The sequence below is a fragment of the Streptosporangium sp. NPDC050855 genome (assembly GCF_044456585.1).
Taxonomy (GTDB): domain Bacteria; phylum Actinomycetota; class Actinomycetes; order Streptosporangiales; family Streptosporangiaceae; genus Streptosporangium; species Streptosporangium longisporum.
In genome coordinates, this window is sequence record NZ_JBITFY010000007.1 from 165,390 (window position 1) to 186,909 (window position 21,520).

Annotated in this window: 18 protein-coding genes; 9 read left to right on the forward strand and 9 right to left on the reverse strand. The window is 73.0% G+C overall.

Annotated features, from left to right (window positions below):
* Window positions 1-13: 13 nt before the first annotated feature.
* The 3 genes from ACIBCT_RS16465 to ACIBCT_RS16475 are packed head-to-tail and all read right to left on the reverse strand — an operon-like array spanning window position 14 to window position 2,966.
* The gene (locus ACIBCT_RS16465) at window positions 14-820 is read right to left on the reverse strand and encodes an ABC transporter ATP-binding protein (RefSeq protein WP_399189191.1); all 807 of its coding nucleotides are present in this window, start codon (window positions 818-820) and stop codon (window positions 14-16) included.
* The gene (locus ACIBCT_RS16470; protein ID WP_399189193.1) at window positions 817-1,917 is read right to left on the reverse strand and encodes a FecCD family ABC transporter permease; all 1,101 of its coding nucleotides are present in this window, start codon (window positions 1,915-1,917) and stop codon (window positions 817-819) included. Before ACIBCT_RS16470 ends, ACIBCT_RS16465 begins: the two co-directional genes overlap by 4 nt.
* The gene (locus ACIBCT_RS16475; protein WP_399189195.1) at window positions 1,914-2,966 is read right to left on the reverse strand and encodes a FecCD family ABC transporter permease; all 1,053 of its coding nucleotides are present in this window, start codon (window positions 2,964-2,966) and stop codon (window positions 1,914-1,916) included. The genes ACIBCT_RS16470 and ACIBCT_RS16475 overlap by 4 nt, the downstream gene beginning before the upstream one ends.
* A gap of 99 nt (window positions 2,967-3,065) precedes the next feature.
* Here ACIBCT_RS16475 and ACIBCT_RS16480 point away from each other — a divergent pair, with 99 nt between their 5' ends.
* A complete protein-coding gene (locus ACIBCT_RS16480) occupies window positions 3,066-4,082 on the forward strand; it encodes an ABC transporter substrate-binding protein (RefSeq protein WP_399189197.1) in 1,017 nt (338 codons plus the stop codon).
* 116 nt (window positions 4,083-4,198) lie between these two features.
* On the opposite strand, the gene ACIBCT_RS16485 is transcribed toward ACIBCT_RS16480, so the two are convergent.
* On the reverse strand, window positions 4,199-5,290 hold the full coding sequence (locus ACIBCT_RS16485) for a LacI family DNA-binding transcriptional regulator (protein WP_399189199.1): 1,092 nt from the start codon (window positions 5,288-5,290) through the stop codon (window positions 4,199-4,201).
* A 386-nt stretch (window positions 5,291-5,676) separates the two neighbouring features.
* On the opposite strand from ACIBCT_RS16485, the gene ACIBCT_RS16490 reads away from it, so the two are divergent.
* The 4 genes from ACIBCT_RS16490 to ACIBCT_RS16505 are packed head-to-tail and all read left to right on the forward strand — an operon-like array spanning window position 5,677 to window position 10,812.
* Complete coding sequence (locus tag ACIBCT_RS16490) at window positions 5,677-6,501, forward strand: sugar ABC transporter permease (RefSeq protein WP_344908509.1); 825 nt, start codon at window positions 5,677-5,679, stop codon at window positions 6,499-6,501.
* Window positions 6,498-7,334, forward strand: a complete 837-nt coding sequence (locus ACIBCT_RS16495; protein ID WP_399189201.1) for a carbohydrate ABC transporter permease — start codon at window positions 6,498-6,500, stop codon at window positions 7,332-7,334. Before ACIBCT_RS16490 ends, ACIBCT_RS16495 begins: the two co-directional genes overlap by 4 nt.
* A gap of 34 nt (window positions 7,335-7,368) precedes the next feature.
* Complete coding sequence (locus ACIBCT_RS16500) at window positions 7,369-8,730, forward strand: ABC transporter substrate-binding protein (protein WP_399189203.1); 1,362 nt, start codon at window positions 7,369-7,371, stop codon at window positions 8,728-8,730.
* Between the two features lie 45 nt (window positions 8,731-8,775).
* Window positions 8,776-10,812, forward strand: a complete 2,037-nt coding sequence (locus ACIBCT_RS16505; protein WP_399189205.1) for a beta-galactosidase — start codon at window positions 8,776-8,778, stop codon at window positions 10,810-10,812.
* A 129-nt stretch (window positions 10,813-10,941) separates the two neighbouring features.
* Here ACIBCT_RS16505 and ACIBCT_RS16510 read toward each other — a convergent pair whose 3' ends face one another.
* The 3 genes from ACIBCT_RS16510 to ACIBCT_RS16520 form a co-directional block, all read right to left on the reverse strand.
* Window positions 10,942-11,808 carry an ABC transporter permease gene (locus ACIBCT_RS16510; protein WP_399189207.1) on the reverse strand — a complete coding sequence of 289 codons (867 nt, stop codon included), beginning with the start codon at window positions 11,806-11,808 and terminating at the stop codon, window positions 10,942-10,944.
* Window positions 11,795-12,832, reverse strand: coding sequence for an ATP-binding cassette domain-containing protein (locus tag ACIBCT_RS16515; protein ID WP_399189209.1), 1,038 nt, complete (start codon window positions 12,830-12,832; stop codon window positions 11,795-11,797). Before ACIBCT_RS16515 ends, ACIBCT_RS16510 begins: the two co-directional genes overlap by 14 nt.
* A gap of 245 nt (window positions 12,833-13,077) precedes the next feature.
* On the reverse strand, window positions 13,078-14,262 hold the full coding sequence (locus ACIBCT_RS16520) for an outer membrane lipoprotein carrier protein LolA (protein ID WP_399189211.1): 1,185 nt from the start codon (window positions 14,260-14,262) through the stop codon (window positions 13,078-13,080).
* Between the two features lie 238 nt (window positions 14,263-14,500).
* On the opposite strand from ACIBCT_RS16520, the gene ACIBCT_RS16525 reads away from it, so the two are divergent.
* The 4 genes from ACIBCT_RS16525 to ACIBCT_RS16540 all read left to right on the forward strand — a co-directional run bounded on the left by ACIBCT_RS16525 (window position 14,501) and on the right by ACIBCT_RS16540 (window position 18,978).
* Window positions 14,501-15,175, forward strand: a complete 675-nt coding sequence (locus tag ACIBCT_RS16525) for a response regulator transcription factor (RefSeq protein WP_344908490.1) — start codon at window positions 14,501-14,503, stop codon at window positions 15,173-15,175.
* Entirely contained in the window at window positions 15,172-16,692 is a 1,521-nt protein-coding gene (locus ACIBCT_RS16530) for a sensor histidine kinase (protein WP_399189213.1), read from the forward strand. The genes ACIBCT_RS16525 and ACIBCT_RS16530 overlap by 4 nt, the downstream gene beginning before the upstream one ends.
* Window positions 16,693-16,750: 58 nt before the next feature.
* Window positions 16,751-17,389, forward strand: coding sequence for a TetR/AcrR family transcriptional regulator (locus ACIBCT_RS16535; RefSeq protein WP_399189215.1), 639 nt, complete (start codon window positions 16,751-16,753; stop codon window positions 17,387-17,389).
* 167 nt (window positions 17,390-17,556) lie between these two features.
* The gene (locus tag ACIBCT_RS16540) at window positions 17,557-18,978 is read left to right on the forward strand and encodes a pyridoxal phosphate-dependent decarboxylase family protein (protein ID WP_399189217.1); all 1,422 of its coding nucleotides are present in this window, start codon (window positions 17,557-17,559) and stop codon (window positions 18,976-18,978) included.
* A 260-nt stretch (window positions 18,979-19,238) separates the two neighbouring features.
* Here the strand turns inward: ACIBCT_RS16540 and folP are convergent, their stop codons facing one another.
* The gene (folP, locus tag ACIBCT_RS16545) at window positions 19,239-20,072 is read right to left on the reverse strand and encodes a dihydropteroate synthase (RefSeq protein WP_399189219.1); all 834 of its coding nucleotides are present in this window, start codon (window positions 20,070-20,072) and stop codon (window positions 19,239-19,241) included.
* A 90-nt stretch (window positions 20,073-20,162) separates the two neighbouring features.
* Window positions 20,163-21,032, reverse strand: a complete 870-nt coding sequence (locus ACIBCT_RS16550; protein WP_399189221.1) for a LysR family transcriptional regulator — start codon at window positions 21,030-21,032, stop codon at window positions 20,163-20,165.
* Window positions 21,033-21,520: the final 488 nt, after the last annotated feature.

Genomic DNA, 21,520 nt, shown 5'->3' on the forward strand with positions numbered 1-21,520 from the left:
GGACGGACGCGTCCTACCCCTCCCGGCGGGCCCGGCCCGGGGAGAGGGTGGCGACGGGGATCACCAGCGGGGTGCCGGTCACCGGGTCCTCGATGACCCTGGCCTCCAGCTCGAACACCTCGGCCAGCAGGTTCTCGGTGAGGACCTCGGCCGGGGTGCCCGCGGCGACGATCCCGCCGTCGCGCATGGCCACCAGGCGGTCGGCGTAGCGGGCGGCGAGGTTGAGGTCGTGCAGGACCATCACCACGGTGCGGCCCAGCTCGCGGTGGAGCCTGCGCACCAGTTCCAGCACCTCGATCTGGTGGGCCAGGTCCAGGAAGGTCGTCGGCTCGTCGAGCAGCAGCAGGTCGGTGCCCTGCGCGAGGGCCATGGAGATCCAGGCCCGCTGGCGCTGCCCGCCGGACAGCTCGTCCAGCGGGCGGTCGCCCAGCTCCAGCAGGCCGGTCATGGCGAGGGCCTCGCCGATCGCGGACTCGTCGTCGGACGACCACTGCCGGTACCAGGTCTGGTGGGGATGGCGCCCCCTGGCCACGAGGTCGGCGACGGTCAGCCCCTCGGGTGCCGACGGCGCCTGCGGCAGCACGCCCAGGATCCTGGCGACCTCCCTGCCGGGCATCCGGTCGATGCGCTTGCCGTCCAGCAGCACCTCGCCGCCCGAGGGCCGCAGCAGCCGGCCCAGGGCACGCAGCAGGGTGGACTTGCCGCACCCGTTGGGCCCGATGACCGCGGTCACCGTCCCGTCCTCGATCCCGAGGTCGAGGCCGTCGACGACCACGCGGTCGCCGTACCCCAGCCTGACGTCGACGGCTCGCAGTCTCACGTACGGCCCCTTCTGCGCACACGGACGAGGAGATAGATCAGGTAGGGGGCGCCGAGGACGGCGGTGACCACGCCCACCGGCAGCTCGACGGGGCTGAAGGCGGTGCGGGAGACCAGGTCGGCGCCGCTGGTGAGGACCGCGCCGGTCAGGGCCGACACGACCAGCGGGGGCTGTGCCACCCCGGCCAGGCGGAGCGCGATCTGCGGGGCGGCCAGGGCGACGAACGAGATCGGCCCGGCCGAGGCCGTCGCCGTGGCGGCCAGCAGCACGGCGGCGAGGATCATCAGGCTCCTGGCCAGGTTCATCCGGACGCCCAGGCCGGTCACGGTGTCGTCGCCGAAGCGCAGCGCGCCGAGCGAGCGGGTGCCGATCAGCGTCGGCGGGACGAGCACGGCGAGGGCGAGCGCGACCGGCAGCACGTGTTCCCAGCCCCGGCCGTGCAGCGAGCCGCTGATCCAGACCATGGCCCGGCCGGTGTCGTTGACGTCGCCGACGGTCAGCAGCCAGTACTTGAGGTTGACGCAGACCGCCGAGACGCCGATGCCGATCAGGACGAGCCGGTAGCCGTCCAGGCCCCGGCGCCAGGCCAGCAGGTAGACGGTCAGCGCGCCGGCGAGGCCGCCCGCCAGCGCCGTGACCGGGACGCCCACCCCGGCGAGGACGCCGCTCGTGCCGCCCCAGGTGTTCCCGGCCGCCACGATGACCGCCACCACGGTGACGCTGGCGCCTCCGGTGACGCCCAGGATGTCGGGGCTGGCCAGCGGGTTGCGGGCGACGGCCTGGGTGATCGCCCCGGCCAGGGCGAACGCCGCGCCGACGAGGGCGCCGGTCAGCGCGCGGGGAAGCCGGAGCTCCATGACGACGAAGTGATCGGGACCGTCACCGGTGATCGCGGCGAGGACGTCCAGGACGCCCATCGGGATGTCGCCGAGGCGCATGCCGAGCGCCATGAACAGCAGCGTGAGCGCCAGCAGGGCCAGCGTCGCGGTGACGGAACGCGGCCGCAGGACCCAGGAGACGGGACCGGCGCGCAGTGCCCGCCCGCCCGGCGGGGTCCCCGCCTTCCGGGGTGTCCCCGGGGACACGGTGCGGATCACAGCCGCACCGGCTTCCTGCGCCGTACCAGGACGATGAAGAACGGGGCGCCGGCGAGCGCGAGGACCACGCCGACCTCCAGCTCGCCGGGGTGGGCGACCACGCGGCCGATCACGTCGGCCAGGAGCAGGATCGTGGCCCCGGCGAGGCCGGAGTACGGCAGCAGCCAGCGGTGGTCGGGCCCGGAGAGCGGCCGGGCCAGGTGCGGGACGATCAGGCCGATGAAGGCCAGTGACCCGCAGGCCGCCACCGAGGCCCCGGTGAGCAGGGTGATCGCGGTGATGCCCACGGCGCGGGTCAGCGTGACGTTCCGGCCGAGCGAGCGGGCCACGTCCTCGCCCAGCGAGAGCGCGTTCAGGCCGGGCGCGTTGACCAGCGCCACGACGAGACCGGCGACGATGAAGGGGAGCACCTGCCAGGCCACGTCCGGCCCCTTGGCGGCGATGGAGCCCGCCTGCCAGAAGCGGAAGATGTCCATGGTCTGCTCGTCCAGGAGCACCAGGGCCGAGGTGAGCGCGTACAGGAAGGCGCTGACGGCGGTGCCGGCCAGGGCGAGGGTCACCGGTGTGGGACCGCCCCGGCCGCCGGCCATGCCGAGGGCGAACACGCCCGCGCTGGCCAGCAGGGCTCCGGCGAGGCCGAACCAGATGTAGCCGTACGGGCCGGTGACGCCCAGGGCCAGGATGGCGAGGACCATGGCGAACGCCGCGCCCTGGGTGACGCCGAGCAGGCCGGGATCGGCCAGCGGGTTGCGGGTGTGGCCCTGCATGAGGGCGCCCGCGACGCCGAGGGCGACACCGGCCATGACGCCGATGGCGGTCCTGGGCAGGCGCAGGGACCGGACGACGATGTCGTTCTCGGTGCCGGTGGGGGCGGTGAGCGCGTGCCAGACGTCGGCCGGGGGAACCGGTCTGGCGCCGACGGCGACGCTCAGCACGACCGCCACCGCCAGCGCGGCCGACAGCCCGCCGAGCACGAGGAGCCGTCGGCGACGGACGTTCCGGCCGGCCGGAACCGGCACGCGGCCGGGAGCCGCCGTCGTCGCGATCACCTGAGCTCCCCTTTTGTTGCCGGACCCGGACGAGTATGCCACCTTAGGTAAAGCTAAGCTAAATAAGGCTTACCTAATCTTCACGAGGAGACCGACCAGATGAGAGCACTGCGCGTCCTGGCCGTCGGAGTGGCGGGAGCGGTGCTGTCCGCCGGTCTCGCCGCCTGCGGTTCGAGCACCTCCGGCACCGCGGCGGGCACCCCCGGCTCCTCCGGCTCCCCCGCCCCGGCGGCGAGTTCCATGACGGCCTTCCCCCGTACGGTCGAGCACGCCATGGGCAAGGCCGAGATCCCGGCCCGGCCCAGGCGGGTCGTCGCCCTCGACCAGAGCTTCGTCGACGCGGTGCTGACCCTGGAGACCGACGTGGTCGGCTACACCACCTACCGGTCGATCGAGGAGAAGCTCCCCGAGTACCTGACGCCGGTCCTCGGCCACGCCAAGGAGGCCACGTCGGTCGGCACCCTGGAACAGCCCAGCCTGGAGCGGATCGTCGCGCTCAAGCCCGACCTGATCGTCTCGGCCAAGGTCCGCCACGAGGCGCTGTACGAGAAGCTCTCGCAGATCGCGCCGACCGTGTTCAGCGAGACCACCGGCGCCCTCTGGAAGGACAACCTCACGCTCGTGGGCCGGGCCCTGGGCAAGGAGGAGCTCGCCACGCGGAAGATCAAGGAGTACGGGGACCGCGCCGCCGCCATCGGCGAGTCGATCAAGGCCAGGGACGGCGAGCTGCCCACCGTCTCCGTGGTCCGCTTCGCGGGTGAGCCGACCGTCCGCCTGTACGTGGAGAACTCCTACTCGGGCCTGGTGCTGAAGGACGTCGGCTTCCCGCGCCCCGAGGACCAGCCGACCGTCACCGACACCATCATCGTGCCGATCAGCCAGGAGAACATCTCCCAGCTCGACGCCGACCACATCTTCGTCGCGGCCTATCCCGACCCGGCGGTCGGGGCGGTCAAGGAGAAGTTCGAGTCCAACCCGCTCTGGGGCAAGCTCAAGGGGACCCGGCACGACGTCGACGACACCGTCTGGATGAGCGCCGTCGGCATGCAGGGCGCGCACGCCCTGCTGGACGACGTCGCCGAGATCTTCAAGGTCGACCCGGCGAAGACCTCCTGACCCACCTGACCCTCCCGGTCCCCCGCTCACGCGGGCTCACGAAAACTCACTGGGACTCACTGGGACTCACTGGGACTCACTGGGACTCACTGGGACTCACTGGGACTCACTGGGACTCACTGGGACTCACTGGGACTCACTGCGCGTTCCTCTCGGGCGGGACGGCCGTGCCAGGGGCCCGAGCTGCCGCGCACGACCAGCTCCACCGGCACCAGGTGGGTCTCGCCCGGGGCCTCGGTCCGGGTGCGGATCTGCTCCAGCAGGATGTCGACGCAGAGCTGGCCGTTGCGGTCGAAGTCCTGGCGGATCGAGGTGAGGCCGGGCCAGAAGTAGGCAGACTCCGGCATGTCGTCGAAGCCGACCACGCTGACGTCGCCGGGGACCGCGCGGCCCGCCTCGTGCATCGCGCGGATCACGCCCAGGGCCATCTGGTCGTTGGCGGCGAAGACGGCGCTCACCTCGGGGCGCCCGGCCAGGTAGGCGCCGATCAGGTGGCCCGACCCCGCGGTCCAGTCGCCGAAGAGCACCCGGGGGACCTCCCGCCCGGCCCGCTCCAGGGTCCGCCGCCAGGAGGCGTGGCGGTGCCGGGCGGAGTTGGAGTCCTGCGGCCCGGCCACGTGCCAGACGGTCGGGTGGCCGAGGTCGAGCAGGTGCTCGGTGGCCAGGCGCGCGCCGGCCGCCTGGTCGGAGTCGACCACGGGATAGCTGTGGCCGCCGTAGCCGTCGGAGAGCACGACGGGAACACCGGGCGGCAGGCGCAGCGTCCGCATGTCGAGCACCTCGGACTCGATGATCACCACTCCGTCGACCGCCTGGGTGCTGAGCCTGGTGAAGGCGTCCCGGAACTCCTGGTGGGTCGGGGCGGTGATGCCGACGAGGTTGATGGAGAAGCCGGCCGCGCGGGCCGCGGTGGCGATGCCGTCCAGGGTGCGCACGTTCCCGTACCGGCTGAGCGTGAAGCTGATCACCCCGATGGTGCCGAACCTGCCGGTGGCCAGCGCGCGGGCCGCGCTGTTGGGCTGGTACCCCAGCGCCCGCATCGCGCTCAGCACCCGTTCCCGGGTGGCGTCCTCGACGTTGGTGCGGTTGTTGGCCACCCGGGAGACCGTCTGGGGCGACACGCCGGCCAGCCGGGCCACGTCCGCCATGGACGGAGCGCCGTGGCCGCGTCCCCTGCCGGCCCGTGATCCGTCGTCGACCGCCGTCACCCGATCTCCCCTCTCCCCGCAGAAATGGTGCCACGTCGCCGCGGTTCCCGGTCCCCTCGTGGCAGCGCTAACACCCTAGCGCCCCGCAGTTCAGAGGCGGAGAGCGCGCGTTACGGAAATGTTTCCTGCTCACGTCGGCAATCTATTGACGTCGTCGAGGGCGCGCTGTGATGCTCATGCCGTGCGGCCATGGCAGCGCTAACATGGACAAGGAGGGCAGACGTCATATGACAGACACGCCCGTCGGCGCGAGGGTGGCACGACCCCCCACATCCCCGACCTCCGTGGCCTCCCCGCCTCCCCCGGGCTCCCCGGGCTCCCCGGGGTCCCCGGGGAGCCCGCCGTCCAGGAAGCGCCCGCGCACCGGCTCGGCACGGCGGCCCTGGGTGGGCTGGGCCTTCGCCGCCCCGTTCTGCGTCGTCTTCCTGTTCGCGATCGTGACGCCCCTGGCCTACGCGCTCTACCTGAGCCTCTTCCAGGACCGGCTGGTCGGCGGCAACGTCTTCGTCGGCCTGGCGAACTACGCCGCCGCCTTCCAGGACCGGCTGTTCCACACCGGTCTGCTGCGGGTGGGGCTCTTCCTGGCGGTGCAGGTCCCGGTCATGCTCGCGCTCGCCCTGCTGGTGGCGCTCGTACTGGACAGCGGGTGGCTCCGCTTCGCCGGCGCCTACCGTCTCGGTGTCTTCGTGCCGTACGCGGTCCCGAGCGTGGTCGCCGCCTTGATGTGGGGCTACCTCTACGGCGACGAGTTCGGCCTGCTGGGCGGCCAGGCGCTGTCCGGCTCGTGGATCCTGGCCTCGATCGGCAACATCGTCACCTGGGAGTGGACCGGCTACAACGTGCTGATCCTCTACGCCGCGCTGCGGGCGGTCCCCGGCGAGCTGTACGAGGCGGCGGCGATCGACGGCGCCGGTGAGATCCGCAAGGCCGTCAGCATCAAGCTGCCCGCGCTGCGCCCGGCCCTGCTGCTCGCCGCGATCTTCTCCATCATCGGCAGCTTCCAGCTCTTCAACGAGCCCAACGTGCTGACCACGCTGGCCCCGGCGGAGATCACCACGTACTACACGCCCAACATGTACGCCTACAACCTCGCCTTCAACGGCCAGCAGTACAACTACTCCGCCGCGGTCGCCGTGGTGCTCGGCGGCGTGACCATCGTCGTGGCCTACGCCGTGCAGCTGGTCACCGCCCGAAGGGAGCGCCTGTCGTGAAGCGCGCCGTGCTCACGGTCCCGATGCTGGCCATGCTGCTGTACTGCCTGCTCCCGCTGGTCTGGCTGTTCTTCAGCGCGACCAAGACCAACGCCGGGCTGTTCGACAGCTTCGGCCTGTGGTTCGCCGACGACTTCGCCCTCCTCGACAACGTCCGCCAGGTCTTCACCTACCAGGACGGCGTCTACGGCCGCTGGTTCCTCAACACCGTGCTCTACGCGGTCGCCGGGGCGGGCGGCGCCACCGTGATCGCGGCCCTGGGCGGCTACGCCCTGGCCAAGTACGACTTCCCCGGCTCGCGGGTGCTGTTCGCGGTCGTGCTGGGCGCGATCACGGTGCCCACCACCGCGCTCGCCGTGCCGACGTTCCTGCTGTTCACCCGGCTCGGCCTGGTGAACACGCCGTGGGCGGTGCTGATCCCGGCGCTGGCCAGCCCGTTCGGTCTCTACCTGATGCGCGTCTACGCCGCCGACGCGGTGCCGACCTCGATGATGGAGGCGGCCCGCCTGGACGGGGCCGGGGAGCTGCGCATCTTCCTGTCCATCTCGCTGCGCCTGCTGCGGCCGGGCCTGGTGACCGTGCTGCTGTTCACCCTCGTCGCCACCTGGAACAACTACTTCCTGCCGCTGATCGTGCTGAGCGACCCGGCCTGGTATCCGCTGACCGTCGGGCTGAACCAGTGGAACAGCCAGGCGGGCAGCGCCGCGGGCGGCCAGGCCGTCTACAACCTGGTGCTCACCGGGTCGCTCGTCGCGATCGTCCCGCTCGTCGTGTCCTTCCTCCTCCTCCAGCGTTACTGGCAGTCCGGCCTGTCGGCCGGTGCCGTCAAGTAGCACCCCCCACCACCGTCCCCGGAGGTTTCTCATCATGCGTCCTGCCACGCGGGCGGCCTCGGCCGCCGCGCTCTGCCTCTCCCTGCTCACGCTGGCCGCCTGCGGCGGCTCGCCCGTTCCCCCCTCCGGCGCGCCGGCCGCCGGGGCGAGCGCCGGGGCCGCCGACATCGACAAGGCCCTGCAGACCGACACCACGCTGACGTTCTGGTCGTGGGTGCCCAACATCGACAAGACGGTGGCGCTGTTCCAGCAGAAGTACCCCAAGGTCAAGATCAACCTGGTCAACGCCGGGCAGTCCGCCGCCCACTACACCAAGCTCCAGTCCGCGGTGAAGGCCGGCAGCGGGGCGCCGGACGTGGCGCAGCTGGAGTACTTCGCGCTGCCGCAGTTCGCGCTCTCCAAGGCCGTGGTCGACCTCAACGCCTACGGCGCGGCCGAGCTCAAGGAGAAGTTCAGCCCCTCGGCCTGGGACCAGGTCAACGTCAACGGCGGCGTCTACGCGGTCCCGCAGGACACCGGCCCGATGACGATGTTCTACCGCACGGACGTCTTCGAGCGGCTGAAGCTGGAGCCGCCCAAGACCTGGGACGAGTTCGTCACGGTCGCCGAGAAGATCAAGAAGGACGACCCCGGGAACTTCATCACCAGCCTCGACCCCGGTGACGCGGGCGGCGTCGACAGCCTGATCTGGCAGGCGGGCGGGCGGCCGTTCGCCATCGAGAACGCCACCACCACCCGGATCGACTTCCTGGACGAGGGCGGCAGGCGCTGGGCCGAGATGTGGTCGAGGCTGACCAGGGACAAGCTCGTCGACCCGGTGGCGGGCTGGAACGACTCCTGGTGGAAGGACATGGCGAGCGGCAAGTACGCGATGTGGATGGCGGGGGCCTGGGCGCCCGGCGCCATCGAGAGCACGATCCCGCAGAGCAAGGGCAAGTGGCGCGCCGCGCCCATGCCCGCCTGGGACGCCTCCGCACCGTCCAACGCCGAGAACGGCGGCTCGGGCGTGTCCGTGCTCGCGCAGAGCAAGAACCCGCTCGCGGCCGTGGGCTTCGCCCGCTGGCTGAACACCGACCCCGAGGCGATCAGGTCGCTGAACACCGCCTCCGGCCTGTTCCCCGCGACCAGGGAACTGCTGGAGAGCCCGGAGTTCCTCGACGCGAAGATCCCGGTGCTGGGCGACCAGCAGGCCAACAGGGTGTTCGCCGAGGGAGCCGCCCAGGTGGGCAAGGGCTGGCAGTACCTGCCGTTCCAGGTCTACGCCAACAGCGTCTTCAAGGACACCGTGGGCCAGGCGATCGCCTCCGGCACCGACCTGGGCGCGGCCCTGACCGCCTGGCAGCAGCAGATCGCCGGCTACGCCCGGCAGCAGGGCTTCACGGTCTCCGGCTCCTGACCCCCACTCCCGCCCCCGCTCATCACCGGAAATATCACCAGAAGGATGAACATGCCGCAGCGCTGGATCCGCTGGCCCCGGCCCACCGGCCTGGCCTACGGCGCCGACTACAACCCCGAGCAGTGGCCCGAGGAGGTCTGGCACGAGGACGTCCGGCTGATGCGCGAGGCCGGGGTCAACCTGGTCAGCGTGGGGATCTTCTCCTGGGCCCGGCTCCAGCCGGCACCGGACCGCTGGGACTTCGGCTGGCTGGACCGGGTCCTAGACCTGCTCCACGAGGGCGGTGTCGCCGTCGACCTGGCGACCGCCACCGCCTCTCCCCCGCCGTGGCTGACCCACGCCCACCCGGAGATCCTCCCGGTGGACCACGAGGGCCGGCGCCTGCACCACGGCGGGCGCCAGGCCTGGTGTCCCAGCTCCCCGGTCTACCGCGAGCACGCGCTGCGGCTGACCGAGGAGATGGCCGTCCGCTACGGGGGCCACCCCGCCCTGGCCCTGTGGCACGTCTCCAACGAGCTGGGCTGCCACAACGCCCGCTGCCACTGCGACGTCTCCGCGGCGGCGTTCCGGGTCTGGCTGCGCGAGCGGCACAAGACCCTGGACGGTCTCAACGCCGCCTGGAGCACCGACTTCTGGAGTCAGGTCTACTCCGACTGGGAGGAGATCCTGCCCCCGCGGCTGGCCGCGTCGTACGTCAACCCGACCCAGCAGCTCGACTTCGCCCGGTTCTGCTCGGACGCGCTGCGCGACCAGCTCCGCGCCGAGCGCGACGTGCTGCGCCGCGTCACCCCGGACGTCCCGGTGACCACCAACTTCATGATCATGGGTGAGAGCAGGAACATGGACTACGCCTCGTGGGCGGGCGAGGTGGACCTGGTCTCCAACGACCACTACCCCGACGGGGCCAGGGCGCGGCCCGAGATCGAGCTCGCCTTCTCGGCCGACCTGACCCGGGGCGTGGCGGGCGGCGCGCCGTGGCTGCTGATGGAGCACGCGACCGGCGCGGTGAACTGGCAGCCGGTGAACGTCGCCAGGCCGGCCGGGGCGATGCGGCTGGGCAGCCTGGCGCACGTGGCGCGCGGCGCGGACGGCACCTGCTTCTTCCAGTGGCGGGCCTCCCGCGCGGGCGCGGAGAAGTACCACTCGGGCATGGTCCCGCACGCCGGCACCCGGTCCAAGATCTGGCGCGAGGTGGTGGGGCTCGGCCGCGACCTGGGCGCGCTCGCCGAGATCGCCGGTTCCCGGGTGGTCAGCGAGGTGGCCATGGTCTTCGACTGGGAGGCGTGGTGGGCGGCCGAGCTGGACTCCCACCCCAGCGACCGGATCCGCTACCGCGAACTCGCCCTGGGCTGGTACGAGGCCCTGTGGCGGGCGGGCGTGTCCGTCGACGTGGTCCCGCCCGGCACCGTCCTGGACGGCTACCGCCTGGTGCTGGCCCCGACCCTGCACCTGACCACCGACGAGACCAACCGCCGCCTGGCCGACCACGTCGAGGCGGGCGGCCACCTGCTCACGACGTACTTCTCCGGGATCGTCGACGAGAACGACCACGTCCGGCTCGGCGGCTACCCCGGCGCCTTCCGCGACCTGCTGGGCGTGCGAGTGGAGGAGTTCTTCCCGCTGCTGCCCGGCGCCACGGCCACCGTGCACACCGAGGTCGCCGGGCCCGCGTGGACGGCCACCGAGTGGACCGAGCTCCTGGAGACCTCGACCGCCACGGCCGTGGCCCGATACGCCGACGGCCCGCTCGCCGGCGTCCCGGCGGTCACGGTCAACTCCCACGGCGCGGGCCGGGCCTGGTACGTCGCCACCCGGCTCGACCCGGGGGCCGTCGCCGCGCTGCTCGCCCGCGTCCTGGCCGAGGCCGGTGCGGGCCCGGTGGCCGAGGCCACCCCCGGCCTGGAGGTGGTACGGCGCCGCGGCCCCGAGTCCGACTTCCTGTTCGCCCTCAACCACTCCGCCGCCCCGGCGTGGCTGCGCGCGGGCGGCACCGACCTGCTCACCGGCACCGAGCACGCTCCCGGCGGCCGGATCGAGGTGCCCGCGACCGACCTGGTGGTGCTGCGCGTCCCCCGCCCGTGACGCGGTCCGCGCGGGAGGGCCCCCGGGCCGCGTTCCGGTGCGACGCGACCGTCACCCCGGCGGGCGGCGCGCCGGCCGGGGTACCGCGGTCCACCCGGGACGCCGCGCGGGGCCGCGCGGGGCCGGGGGTCAGGCGGTGACGTCCTTGCCGGTGAAGCGGGCCCAGGCGACGGAGCCGAACACGACGGCGTAGACGGCGAAGACCAGCAGTCCCCGCCCGAGGTCGCCGGTGGCCACCGGGTCGCGCAGCACCGCGTCGAAGCCGTCCCACCAGTCGGTGAGCAGGTACGGCCGGATCACGGCGAGCTGCGGGAGGCTCCCCAGCACCTGGGCCACGATGACGATGACCACGGTCCCGGCGATGGCCCCGATGGAGACCTCGGTCAGGGTCGACAGCGCCAGCGCCACGGCGGCCAGGGCCGCCATGCCCGCGGCGACGTACAGCACGACGACGCCGATCCGCAGCAGGCCGTCCAGGAAGGGGATCGTCCCTCCCGACAGCAGCGTGACCGGCCCCACCGGGAACAGCACCAGGCCGCTGAGCAGGGCGGCCAGCGCCACCACGCCGACCGCGGCCAGGCAGAAGACGGCCACGCCGGTGTACTTGACGGCCAGCAGCCTGCTCCGGCCCGCGGGCGCGGTGAGCAGGTAGCGCAGCGTGCCGATGCCCGCCTCCCCGGCGATCGCGTCGCCGGCGACGATCGCGACGACGACCGGCAGGAGCAGCTGCACCAGCAGGAAGAGCGAGGCGAAGGCGAGGAACATCCCGTTCCCGGTGACCTGCCCGAAGATCCCCGGCCCCTCGCCCTCCCCGGGGCCGCCGAACGTCCGCAGCGCCACCCCGAACAGCACCGGGATCACGGCGAGCACCGCGAGCATGGCGAGGTTCCTCGGCCGCCGGAAGATCAGGCCGAGCTCGGAGCCGAGCAGCCGCAGCCACGCCCGGGGGGCGCCCACCGCCCTGACGACGCCCGTGCCCGCGTCAACCGTCGACATCGAATCCCTCCCCGGTCAGGCCCACGAACACGTCCTCCAGGCTCGGCCGCTGGACGACCAGGCCGCGTACGGCGACGCCGTCGGCGACCAGGGCGGCGCACACCCGTTCGGGCGCGGCGGTCCCCAGCACCGCGCCGACCTCCTCGTCCCCGGAGTGGACCTCCGTCAGCCCGAGCCCGGCCAGCACGGCCGCGGCCCGGACGGTGTCGGGGGTCCGCACCCGGATCCGCATCGTCTCCCCGCCCAGCAGCTCGGTGATGGTCCCCTGGACGATCAGCCGTCCCGCCCGCATGATCGCGGCGTGGGAGCAGACCTGCTCCACCTCGGCCAGCAGGTGGGAGGAGACGAACACGGTCGTCCCCTCGGCGGCGATCTCCCTGACCAGGGCCCGTACCTCCCGGGTGCCCTGCGGGTCCAGGCCGTTGGTCGGCTCGTCGAGGACGAGCAGCTCCCTCGGCCCGAGCAGCGCGGCGGCGATGGCCAGCCGCTGGCGCATGCCGAGCGAGTACGCCCGGTAGCGCTTCCCGGCCGCGGAGGCCAGGCCCACCCGCTCCAGCGCGAGCCCGATCCTGGCCGAGACGGTACGCGGGTCGGCCGAGGGGTCGGCGGCGTCGTAGCGGCGCAGGTTGGCCTCGCCCGACAGGTAGGGGTAGAAGGCCGGCCCCTCGACCAGCGCCCCCACCCTGGGCAGCACGCCGTTCATCCCCCCGGGCATCGGCGTGCCCAGCAGCCGCCAGCTTCCGGCCGTCGGCGTCACCAGGCCGAGCAGCATGCGGATGGTGGTGGTCTTGCCCGAGCCGTTGGGGCCCAGGAAACCGAAGACCGATCCGGTGGGCACCGCGAGGTCGAGGGAGTCCACCGCGACCTGGCCGCTCCTGAACCGCTTGGTCAGCCCGGCGGTGACGATGGAGAACCCCTCGCCGTCGTCCGGGCCCCGCACGGCGTCCCCGAGGCCCCCGGCGTCCTTGGCGTCCTCGGCGTTCCCGGTGGCCCTCGCGCCCTGCGCGTCCGTCACGGCGGTCACGGCGCCCCCGTTCCCGTGTCCGTGTCCGTCCGGATGCCGGTGCGAACGCCCTTTCCCGGGCCCGTCCGCGCCCCCGTGCGCGGCCGCGGCCTCGCCGGGTCGTCGTCCCGGGCCCGGCCGGTCCCGGCGTTCTGCGTGATCGGCACTTCTCCCCCATCGCTCGTCGTGCCCGTCGGTCGTCCCGGCGAGGCCGGGCCCCCGGTCCCGGGGAGGGGCACCGGCCGGTGCCCCTCCCCGGCCCGGACTCACTTCTGCCCGGCCGCCTCGGCGAGCTTCTCCGGTGTGACGGCGCCGACCAGCAGGCGGCCGTCGTCGGTCAGCAGCGCGGAGGCCAGCTTGGTCCGGACGACCTGGCCGCTGCCCCACGGCCCGCTGATCGGCGTGGCCGACCTGCGCAGGGCGTCGGCGATCGCGGTCGCGTCCTGCCCGGGGGCGTCGTGCCCCAGGACGTCCTGCCCGCCGGCGTCCTTGGCCGGGGCGTCCTGTCCCGGCTTCACCACGGCCCTGAGGTCCTCGGGCACGGGCAGCACCGCGACCGTGGTCCAGCCGCCGCCGACGACCTTGACCTTCTTGCCGAGCCTCTCGTGGTCCTCGAACCCGTCCCTGCCGGCCCTGCCCTTCTCGGTGAGCTCGCCGAGGGAGGTCTCGTCGACCTTGGCCCCGACGGGCGGGGTGAAGGTGAAGTTCTCGGCGGCCGGCGGCGAGAACGTGACGGAGGTGAACCCCACCTCGAAGGCGGGCTCGGCCGCGCTCTTGGCGTACACCTGGACCCGCAGCGGGACCATCGTCTCCCCGTCCAGGGCCAGTTTGACCTCCCTGATCAGGGAGGAGGGGTCCTTGGGCGCGAACGCGAGCTGGTAGGCGGCGCGGTCGGCCACCTTCTCGGTGCTGCTCACGCCGATCACGGTGTCCCGGCCGACCTGCTGCAGCAGCGTCCGGGCGAGCTGCTGGGGCGTGGTCGCCGGCAGCGCCTCCTGGGCCCGCCGGGAGGGCCCGTGCTCACCGGCCTTCTCGGCGCCGTCGGCCGTGACGCGGGTGGCCTTGTTCACGTCGCTCTGCCAGAGCCAGACCTGGTCGCCGTTGACGATCAGGTCGGTCTCGCTCATCCGGCCCGGCATGGCGAGGCGGACCTTGTCGGCGCCGCCGTACCAGACCTTCAGCTCGTGCGAGCCCGCGAGCAGCGCGGCGGGCGAGGTGCCGCTCATGCCCGTCACGTCGGGAAGTCCCGGCAGCCCGAGCGAGGCGGTCTGCATGACCGTGCCCGACATGGGCTTCGGCTCGGCCGTACCGGCCTGCACGGCGCTCGCGAGCAGCTGCTCGGCGGTGCGCTCGGGCAACACGGGATCCCCCTGGACGGCGGCGATGACCGGGCCCGCCCCGATGGCCCCGGCCACCGCCGCGATCGCGACGACCGGCACGCCCCATCTCATCGCGCGGCCCCGTCTTCCTTGCTCGGACATCTCATTCCTCCACGGTATGCCGTCGATCCCCATCGGTAGCAGCTTGCGTGAACGTCGCTGTGCTGACGCTGAGACAGACTGAGAGGGCTCACAGGATTCTCAGCCGCCTCTCAGCGCGGATGGCCGAGGATGGGCCGTTCCGGGTGACGGCCGCATGATGGCGGGGTGACGTCCCGGTGACGGACGTCCGGGTGACGGAGGGAGAGGGATGCGCATTCTCGTCGTGGAGGACGAACGGCGGATGGCGGCGGCCCTGCAGCGCGGGCTGCAGGCCGAGGGGTTCGCGGTCGACCTCGCGCACGACGGCGAGGACGGGCTGCACCAGGCCAGGCACGGCGAGTACGACGTGGTCGTGCTGGACATCATGCTGCCGAAGATCTCCGGCTACAACGTCTGCAAGCAGCTGCGGGCGGAGGAGAACTGGGTGCCGGTGCTGATGCTCTCGGCCAAGGACGGCGAGTACGACATGGCCGACGGCCTGGACCTGGGGGCCGACGACTACCTGACCAAGCCGTTCTCCTACGTGGTGCTGGTGGCCAGGCTGAGGGCGCTGCTGCGGCGCGGAGCGAACCGGCGCCCGGCCGTGCTGCGGGCCGGGGACCTGGCGCTGGACCCGGCACGGCGGCGCGTCACCCGGGGGGAGACCCCGGTGGAGCTGACGCCCCGGGAGTTCGCGCTGCTGGAGTTCCTGATCCGCCACCACGACGAGGTGGTGTCCAAGACGGAGATCCTGGAGCACGTCTGGGACACCTTCGACACCGATCCCAACGTGGTCGAGGTCTACGTCGGCTACCTGCGGCGCAAGATCGACGTGCCGTTCTCCAGGAACGCGCTGCAGACGGTGCGGGGAGCCGGGTACCGGCTGGCCGGCGACGGCGGATGAGCGCGGTGACAGGACCGGGAACAGGGCCCGGAACGGGACCGGGAACGGGGCCGGGTGCCGGACAGGACGCGGGGCGGGGGACGGGGCAGGACACGGGAGGGGCCGGCCGGGCCGGGGCGCCGGGCCGGGGCGCCGGGCCCGGTGGCACGGGCGCGCAGCAGGGGGGCCGCGCGGCCGGGCTGTGGCGGCGCAGGAGCCTGCGCTTCCGGCTGACGGCCGCCGCCTCGGCCGTGCTCGCGGTCGCTCTGGCGGTCTCGGCGTACGTGATGATCGGCGTGCTCGGCAACGCGCTGATCACCACCATCGACGAGTCGATCTACCAGCGGGCCCGGGACACGGTCTCGCTGGCCGACGCCGGGCGGCTGCCCGACCAGATGACCTCGCCGGACGGCACGCTCCTGCAGGTGCTCGACGCCACCGGGCGGATCACCCACGCCACCCCCGGCACCGACCGGCTGGTCCCCCTGCTGGACGGGCCGGCGCGGGCCGCGGCGATCGGCGCGGGCCGGGCGCGCTTCCTGGACGGCAAGCCGTACGGCGTGCCGCACCTGCTGCGGGTCCGGGTGCTCAGCGCCGACCACGGCCGGACGGTGATCGCGGCCCGGCCCTTCAGCGAGGTGCAGACCAGCCTGGCCACCGCCGGGCACGTGCTGCTGATCGGCACCCCGCTGCTGCTGGTGCTGCTCGCCGGGGCCAGCTGGATGATCATCGGCAGGACGCTGCGGCCGATCGCGGCGCTGCGCCGGGGCGCGGAGGAGATCACCGACACCGCCCGGTCGCGCCGCCTGCCGGTGCCCGAGGCGCGCGACGAGGTGCACAGCCTGGCCACCACGCTCAACGCGATGCTGGCCCGGCTGGAGAAGGCCGACTCCCGGCAGCGGGCCCTGGTCTCGGACGCCGCGCACGAGCTGCGCAGCCCGCTGGCGAGCATCCGGCTGCAGCTGGAGGTGGCGCTGGGCCACCCCGGGGGGCAGGACTGGCGGGAGACGGCCGAGGGCGTGCTGGAGGACACCATGCGCCTGTCCCGGCTGGCCGAGGACCTGCTCGCGCTGGCGCGGCTGGACGAGCGGGGCGGCACGACGGCGCGCAGGGAGCCGGTGGAGCTGGACCGGCTGGTCCCCCAGGCCGTCGAACGCTACGGCGGGGGCGTCACGGTGAGGGTTCCCGACGGGCCGGTCACGGTCGCCGGGGACGCGCTGGACCTGGGACGGGTGCTGGTCAACCTGGTCGACAACGCGCTGCGGCACACCTGCGCCCCGGTGCGGGTCGAGCTGCGGGCCGAGGGTGCCGACGCGGTGCTGACCGTCACCGACGACGGGCCGGGCATCCCCGAGCCCGACCGGGAGCGGGTCTTCGACCGCTTCACCCGGCTGGACAGCGCGCGCAGCCGCGACGAGGGCGGGGCCGGGCTGGGCCTGGCGATCGTGCGCGAGACCGTGCACGCGCACGGCGGCGCGGTCCATCTGGAGGACGCCGCGCCGGGCCTGCGGGCGGTCGTACGGCTTCCCCTATCTTGACCGAGGCTTGTCGATGACCTGCTTGGCCGGTACCCGCAGGGGATCTAGCGTCGCATGCATGACGTCCGGTGACGGTGGCCGCCGAGAGCTGATCCTGCAGGTGGCGACCAGGCTGTTCGCCGCACTGGGGTACGACAGCACGTCCGCGGCCCAGATCGCCGAGGCCGCCGGGCTGAACCCCGAGGCGCTGGGCGAGGAGTTCGGCGGCAAGCGGGAGCTCTACCTGGAGATCATGGAGCGGGAGTACCGGGCCGAGCGGGGGTTCCTGGAGAAGGCCCTGGAGGGCGCCTCCGTCGAGACCCCCGAGCAGACCGCGGTGACCGTGCACCGGATCGTCGACCAGTACCTGGACTTCTGCCTGGCCCACCCGGAGTTCCCCTCCCTGTGGATGCACCGGTGGCTCTCGGACGCCAGCGACGTCACCGAGCTGGAGCGCCGCTACATCCGGCCGCAGATCACGTTCATCTCCAACGTGCTCACCCCCGCGGTCGACGCCGGGCACGTCGGGACGCCCACGGACATGAAGTACACCTTCTGGTCGGTGGTCTGGTGCGTGCACGGTTTCTGCCAGAGCGGGGTGCTGGACCGGGCGGGCGACCGGCAGGGCGTCGACGACCCCGTCGTGCTGGAGCGGTTCCGCGGCTACCTGCACCGGATGGTGCACCGGGTCGCCCTGCTGCCCGGCTCGCCGCCCTGACGCTCACCCCCTCCCGCATATAAGAGAATTTTTCACCTTTCCCGGGAATCCGCGGCGTTCCCCCGCTCACGGCCGGTGCGATCCGTGTGATCCTGGCAGTCCCCCGGCGGTCCCCTGCGGGCCGCGCGTCCCACCGGCCTGTGCGGGCCGTACCCCCGAGGAGACCGATGAGCCTGCCCGACAAGGGCCGCAGCACCTCCGAGCTGCTCGCCGAGATCGCCCGCCTGCGACAGGACGACCTGCCGGTCCGCGGCGGCAAGGTGACCGCGTACGTCTACGACACCGGCCGCCCCGAGGTGCACGAGGCCGCCGCCGGCGCCTACTTCGAGATGCTTGAGGTCAACACCCTGGACCCGACGGCGTTCCCCAGCGTCGTGGAGATGGAGAAGCAGGTGGTCGGCGCGGTCGCCGACCTGCTCGGCGGGGGTTCGGGCATCTTCACCAGCGGTGGGACCGAGTCGATCATGCTGGCGGTGAAGGCGGCGCGCGACGCCCGCCCGACCGCGGGGCGTCCCAGGATGGCGGTCCCGGTGACCGCGCACCCGGCCTTCCACAAGGCCGCGCACTACCTCGGGGTCGTGGTGGACGCCGTCGCGGTGGACCCGGTGACGTACCGGGCCTCGGCCGAGGACGTCGAGGCCGCCGTCACCGACGACACCGTGCTGGTGGTGGCCTCGGCGCCGTCCTACCCGCAGGGCGTGATCGACCCGGTCGCCGAGATCGCCGCCCTCGCCGCCGCGCGCGGCGTGCCGTGCCACGTGGACGCCTGCGTGGGCGGGTGGCTGCTGCCGTGGCTGCGCGAGGCCGGGGCGGACGTGCCGCCCTTCGACCTTTCGGTCCCCGGGGTGACCTCGCTCTCGTGCGACCTGCACAAGTTCGGCTACGCCCCCAAGGGCGCCTCGGTCGTGCTCTTCGCCGACCCGGCGATGCGGCGCAGGGCCTACTTCGCCTCGGCGTCGTGGCCCGGCTACACGGTGATCAACGCCACCGTGCAGAGCTCGAAGTCCGCGGGCCCGCTGGGCGGGGCGTGGGCCACCTTCCAGGCCCTGGGCCGGGAGGGCTACCTGGAGCTGGGCCGCAACACCCTGGCGGCGGCCCGCGCGCTCCGCGAGGGGATCGCCAAGATCCCGGGCCTGCGGGTGCTGGGCGACCCGGACTCGGCGCTGGTCGCCTTCGGCTCCGACGAGGTGGACGTGTTCGTGCTCTCGGACGAGGCCAGGCGGCGCGGATGGTTCCTGCAACCGCAGCTGTCGTACGCGGGCATCCCGGCCAACATCCACGTCACGGTGACCGGGGTGACCCTGCACGGTGTCGAGGCGATGCTGGCAGTGATCGCGGAGGCCGCCGACGCGGCCCGCGAGCGCGGACCGGCACGGCTCCCCGAGGGGCTGGTCGAGCTGATCGCGGACCTGGACCTGGACGCGCTGGACGACGCCGCCTTCGGCGAGCTGGCGGCCTCGGTCGGGGTGGACCTGACGGGCGGGTCCGGGCAGCCGGAGATGGCCGTGGTCAACGCGGTGCTGGACGCCCTGCCCGGCGACCGGCGGGAGGCGATCCTGATCCGCTTCCTGTCCGTCATCTACTCCTGAGTTGACATCCACGGTCGTCTTACTGATTTACTGACCCGAGTCATGATGTCGCGGTAAACGTCAGGCCGAACGGGGACGCCGCACGCAGACCGCCTGAAGGGCGAGGCACCCCTGCCTCGCGACCGGGCCACCCGTCCTCCCGCGGGTGGCCCGATCACCCTCCCGCGCCCTGTCGTACGCCGAGGTCACCGCCGGGCGGGACACGAGCCGGGCGCGGGCCGGACGCGGGCCGGTCCGGGCCGGTGCGGTGCGGTGCGGTGTCAGCGTCGCAGCGCGGTGACGGTGGTCAGCGCGGCGCGGGCCGAGGCGGCGTCGTGGACCCGGAAGACCCGGGCGCCCTGCCAGGCCGAGACCGCCAGCGTGGCCATGCTCCCGGCATGGCGCTCGTCCACCGGCAGGCCGCCGAGGGTCTCGCCGACGAAGTCCTTGTTGGAGACCGCGACGAGCACCGGCCAGCCGGTGGCGACCATCTCGTCCAGGCGGCGGCCGACCTCCAGGGAGTGCCGGGTGTTCTTGCCGAAGTCGTGCGCGGGGTCGATGAGGATCGACTCCCGGGCCACCCCCTGGGCCACCGCGCGCTCGGCGAGGCCGACGGTGTAGCCGACGACGTCGGCGACCACGTCGTCGTAGGCGATGCGGTGCGGGCGGGTGCGCGGGGCGACGCGGCCGGCGTGCGCGCAGACCAGGCCGATGCCGTGCCGGGCGGCGACCCCGGCCAGCTCCGGGTCGACACCGCCCCAGGTGTCGTTGAGCAGGTCCGCCCCGGCCTGGGCGACGACCTCGCCGACCTCGGCGCGCCAGGTGTCGACACTGACGACGAGCCGGGGGTGGCGTCTCCTGACCGCGTCCACCAGGTCGGACACCCGGCGGATCTCCTCGGCGGGGTCGACCTCGTCGCCGGGACCCGCCTTCACGCCGCCGATGTCGACGATGTCCGCTCCGGCGTCCACGGCCCCGTCCACCGCCTCCAGGGCGGCCGTGAAGCCGTACGTTCTTCCCCGGTCGAAGAAGGAGTCGGGGGTGCGGTTGACCACCGCCATGATCGCGAACTCGCCGGGCCGGAACTCACGGCCACGCAGGCGCAGGATAGTCATCGAGACCGAGCCTACATACGGCCCGGTGTCGGAGAGGACGGCGCTCCCACCTGCGCCGAACCTCTGGGGAGAACGGACGAGCCTCGGGTCCTACGCGGCCGACCCACTTTCGGCCACGGACAGGAACTCCTGGGCGAGAGCGGGCAGCCGCCGTCGCGCGTGAACGAGGGCGATCACCCGGCGTACCGAGGGATCGAGGGTGCGGACCACCAGCCCGGCGCGGGCGGCCTGCTCGGCCATCCCCCGGTACCAGAGCATCGAGGCCGTACCCGAACGGACGGTGCTCAGCCAGTTGCCGCGCTCGTCGAGCTGCGTCGCCACCACGGGTGCCACGCCGTGCTTGGCGAAGAGCGCGTCGAACTCCCTGCGCCGGGAACTGCCGGGAGCCGGCAGCACCAGCCGCATGCCGTTGAGTCTCCTCATCGGCACCGGGTCGGGCAGGTCCACGCCGGGCGGGGAGATCAGCACGATCTCCTGGCGCTCCAGCGGGTGGCTGACCAGATCGGTGGGGACGGGCAGGTCCGTGAGGCCGATGTCGGCCCGCTGGTCCCTGATGGCGTTGACCACGCCGTCCCGTCCGTCACAGCGGACGATGTGGATGCGTACCCCCGGATGCTCGGCGGTGTACGCGGGCAGGAGACGGCCCGCCAGCCCCGGTTCGAGGCTGGGGATCGAGGCGATGCGGAGCTCCGCCTCGGACGTCTGGCCGTTGGTGGACAGGGACTCGATCTCGTGGACGGCGTCGAGCGCCTCCCGGGCCAGCTTGACCACCCGGCGTCCCTGCGCCGTGACGACCACGCCACGTCCGGAACGGGCGAACAACGTCATCCCGAGCTCTCGTTCCAGATCCCTGATCGCACGGGAGAGAGCGGGTTGGGCGATGTACAGCGACCTGGCCGCGTCGGTCATGGTGCGATGCTCCGCCGTCGCGACCACATAGCGGAGCTGCTGCAGATTCATGCCTCGAAGCTAGGTCACGGGTGCCGGATCGGTCCGGTACATCGCGGAGATCACCTTGGATGATTTCGGAATGTAATCGAATGCAGCGACATCCGTGACGGATGATAAATCAGTATGCTTACGCCCCAAATTCGGCAAAAGCCCGGTCTAGTACTTCATGCCGGACGCTCGGATTAACGGGGAGACAGCGTGACAGGCAACGGTCATCACCCTCCACCTCGCGGGGAGCCCTATCCGGCACCGCCGCCCGGTGCCGCGGGGAACCAGTCGCCGCAGGGAGGGCCCGCGGGGTGGCGGCCACCTCCGCCGGCGTACCCGCGGCCGCTCCCGGGGCAGGGGCACCCGCCTCAGGGGCCCCCTCAGGGGCACCCTCAGGGGCACGGCCATGGACGCCCGCCTCAGGGATACCCGCCGCAGGGGCCGTCGCGGGGACACCCCCAGCCGCCTCCGCCGCCCCGGCCCATGGGGCACCCGCAGCCCCCGCCTCC

Excerpts from the sequence above, each read along its gene's own strand:
- ACIBCT_RS16480 (WP_399189197.1), top strand. The coding sequence starts at position 3,066 with ATGAGAGCACTGCGCGTCCTGGCCGTCGGAGTGGCGGGAGCGGTGCTG.
- ACIBCT_RS16500 (WP_399189203.1), top strand. The coding sequence starts at position 7,369 with ATGCGTCCTGCCACGCGGGCGGCCTCGGCCGCCGCGCTCTGCCTCTCC.
- ACIBCT_RS16505 (WP_399189205.1), top strand. The coding sequence starts at position 8,776 with ATGAACATGCCGCAGCGCTGGATCCGCTGGCCCCGGCCCACCGGCCTG.
- ACIBCT_RS16510 (WP_399189207.1), bottom strand. The coding sequence starts at position 11,808 with ATGTCGACGGTTGACGCGGGCACGGGCGTCGTCAGGGCGGTGGGCGCC.
- ACIBCT_RS16520 (WP_399189211.1), bottom strand. The coding sequence starts at position 14,262 with ATGAGATGGGGCGTGCCGGTCGTCGCGATCGCGGCGGTGGCCGGGGCC.
- ACIBCT_RS16525 (WP_344908490.1), top strand. The coding sequence starts at position 14,501 with ATGCGCATTCTCGTCGTGGAGGACGAACGGCGGATGGCGGCGGCCCTG.
- ACIBCT_RS16530 (WP_399189213.1), top strand. The coding sequence starts at position 15,172 with ATGAGCGCGGTGACAGGACCGGGAACAGGGCCCGGAACGGGACCGGGA.
- ACIBCT_RS16535 (WP_399189215.1), top strand. The coding sequence starts at position 16,751 with ATGACGTCCGGTGACGGTGGCCGCCGAGAGCTGATCCTGCAGGTGGCG.
- ACIBCT_RS16540 (WP_399189217.1), top strand. The coding sequence starts at position 17,557 with ATGAGCCTGCCCGACAAGGGCCGCAGCACCTCCGAGCTGCTCGCCGAG.
- folP (WP_399189219.1), bottom strand. The coding sequence starts at position 20,072 with ATGACTATCCTGCGCCTGCGTGGCCGTGAGTTCCGGCCCGGCGAGTTC.
- ACIBCT_RS16550 (WP_399189221.1), bottom strand. The coding sequence starts at position 21,032 with ATGAATCTGCAGCAGCTCCGCTATGTGGTCGCGACGGCGGAGCATCGC.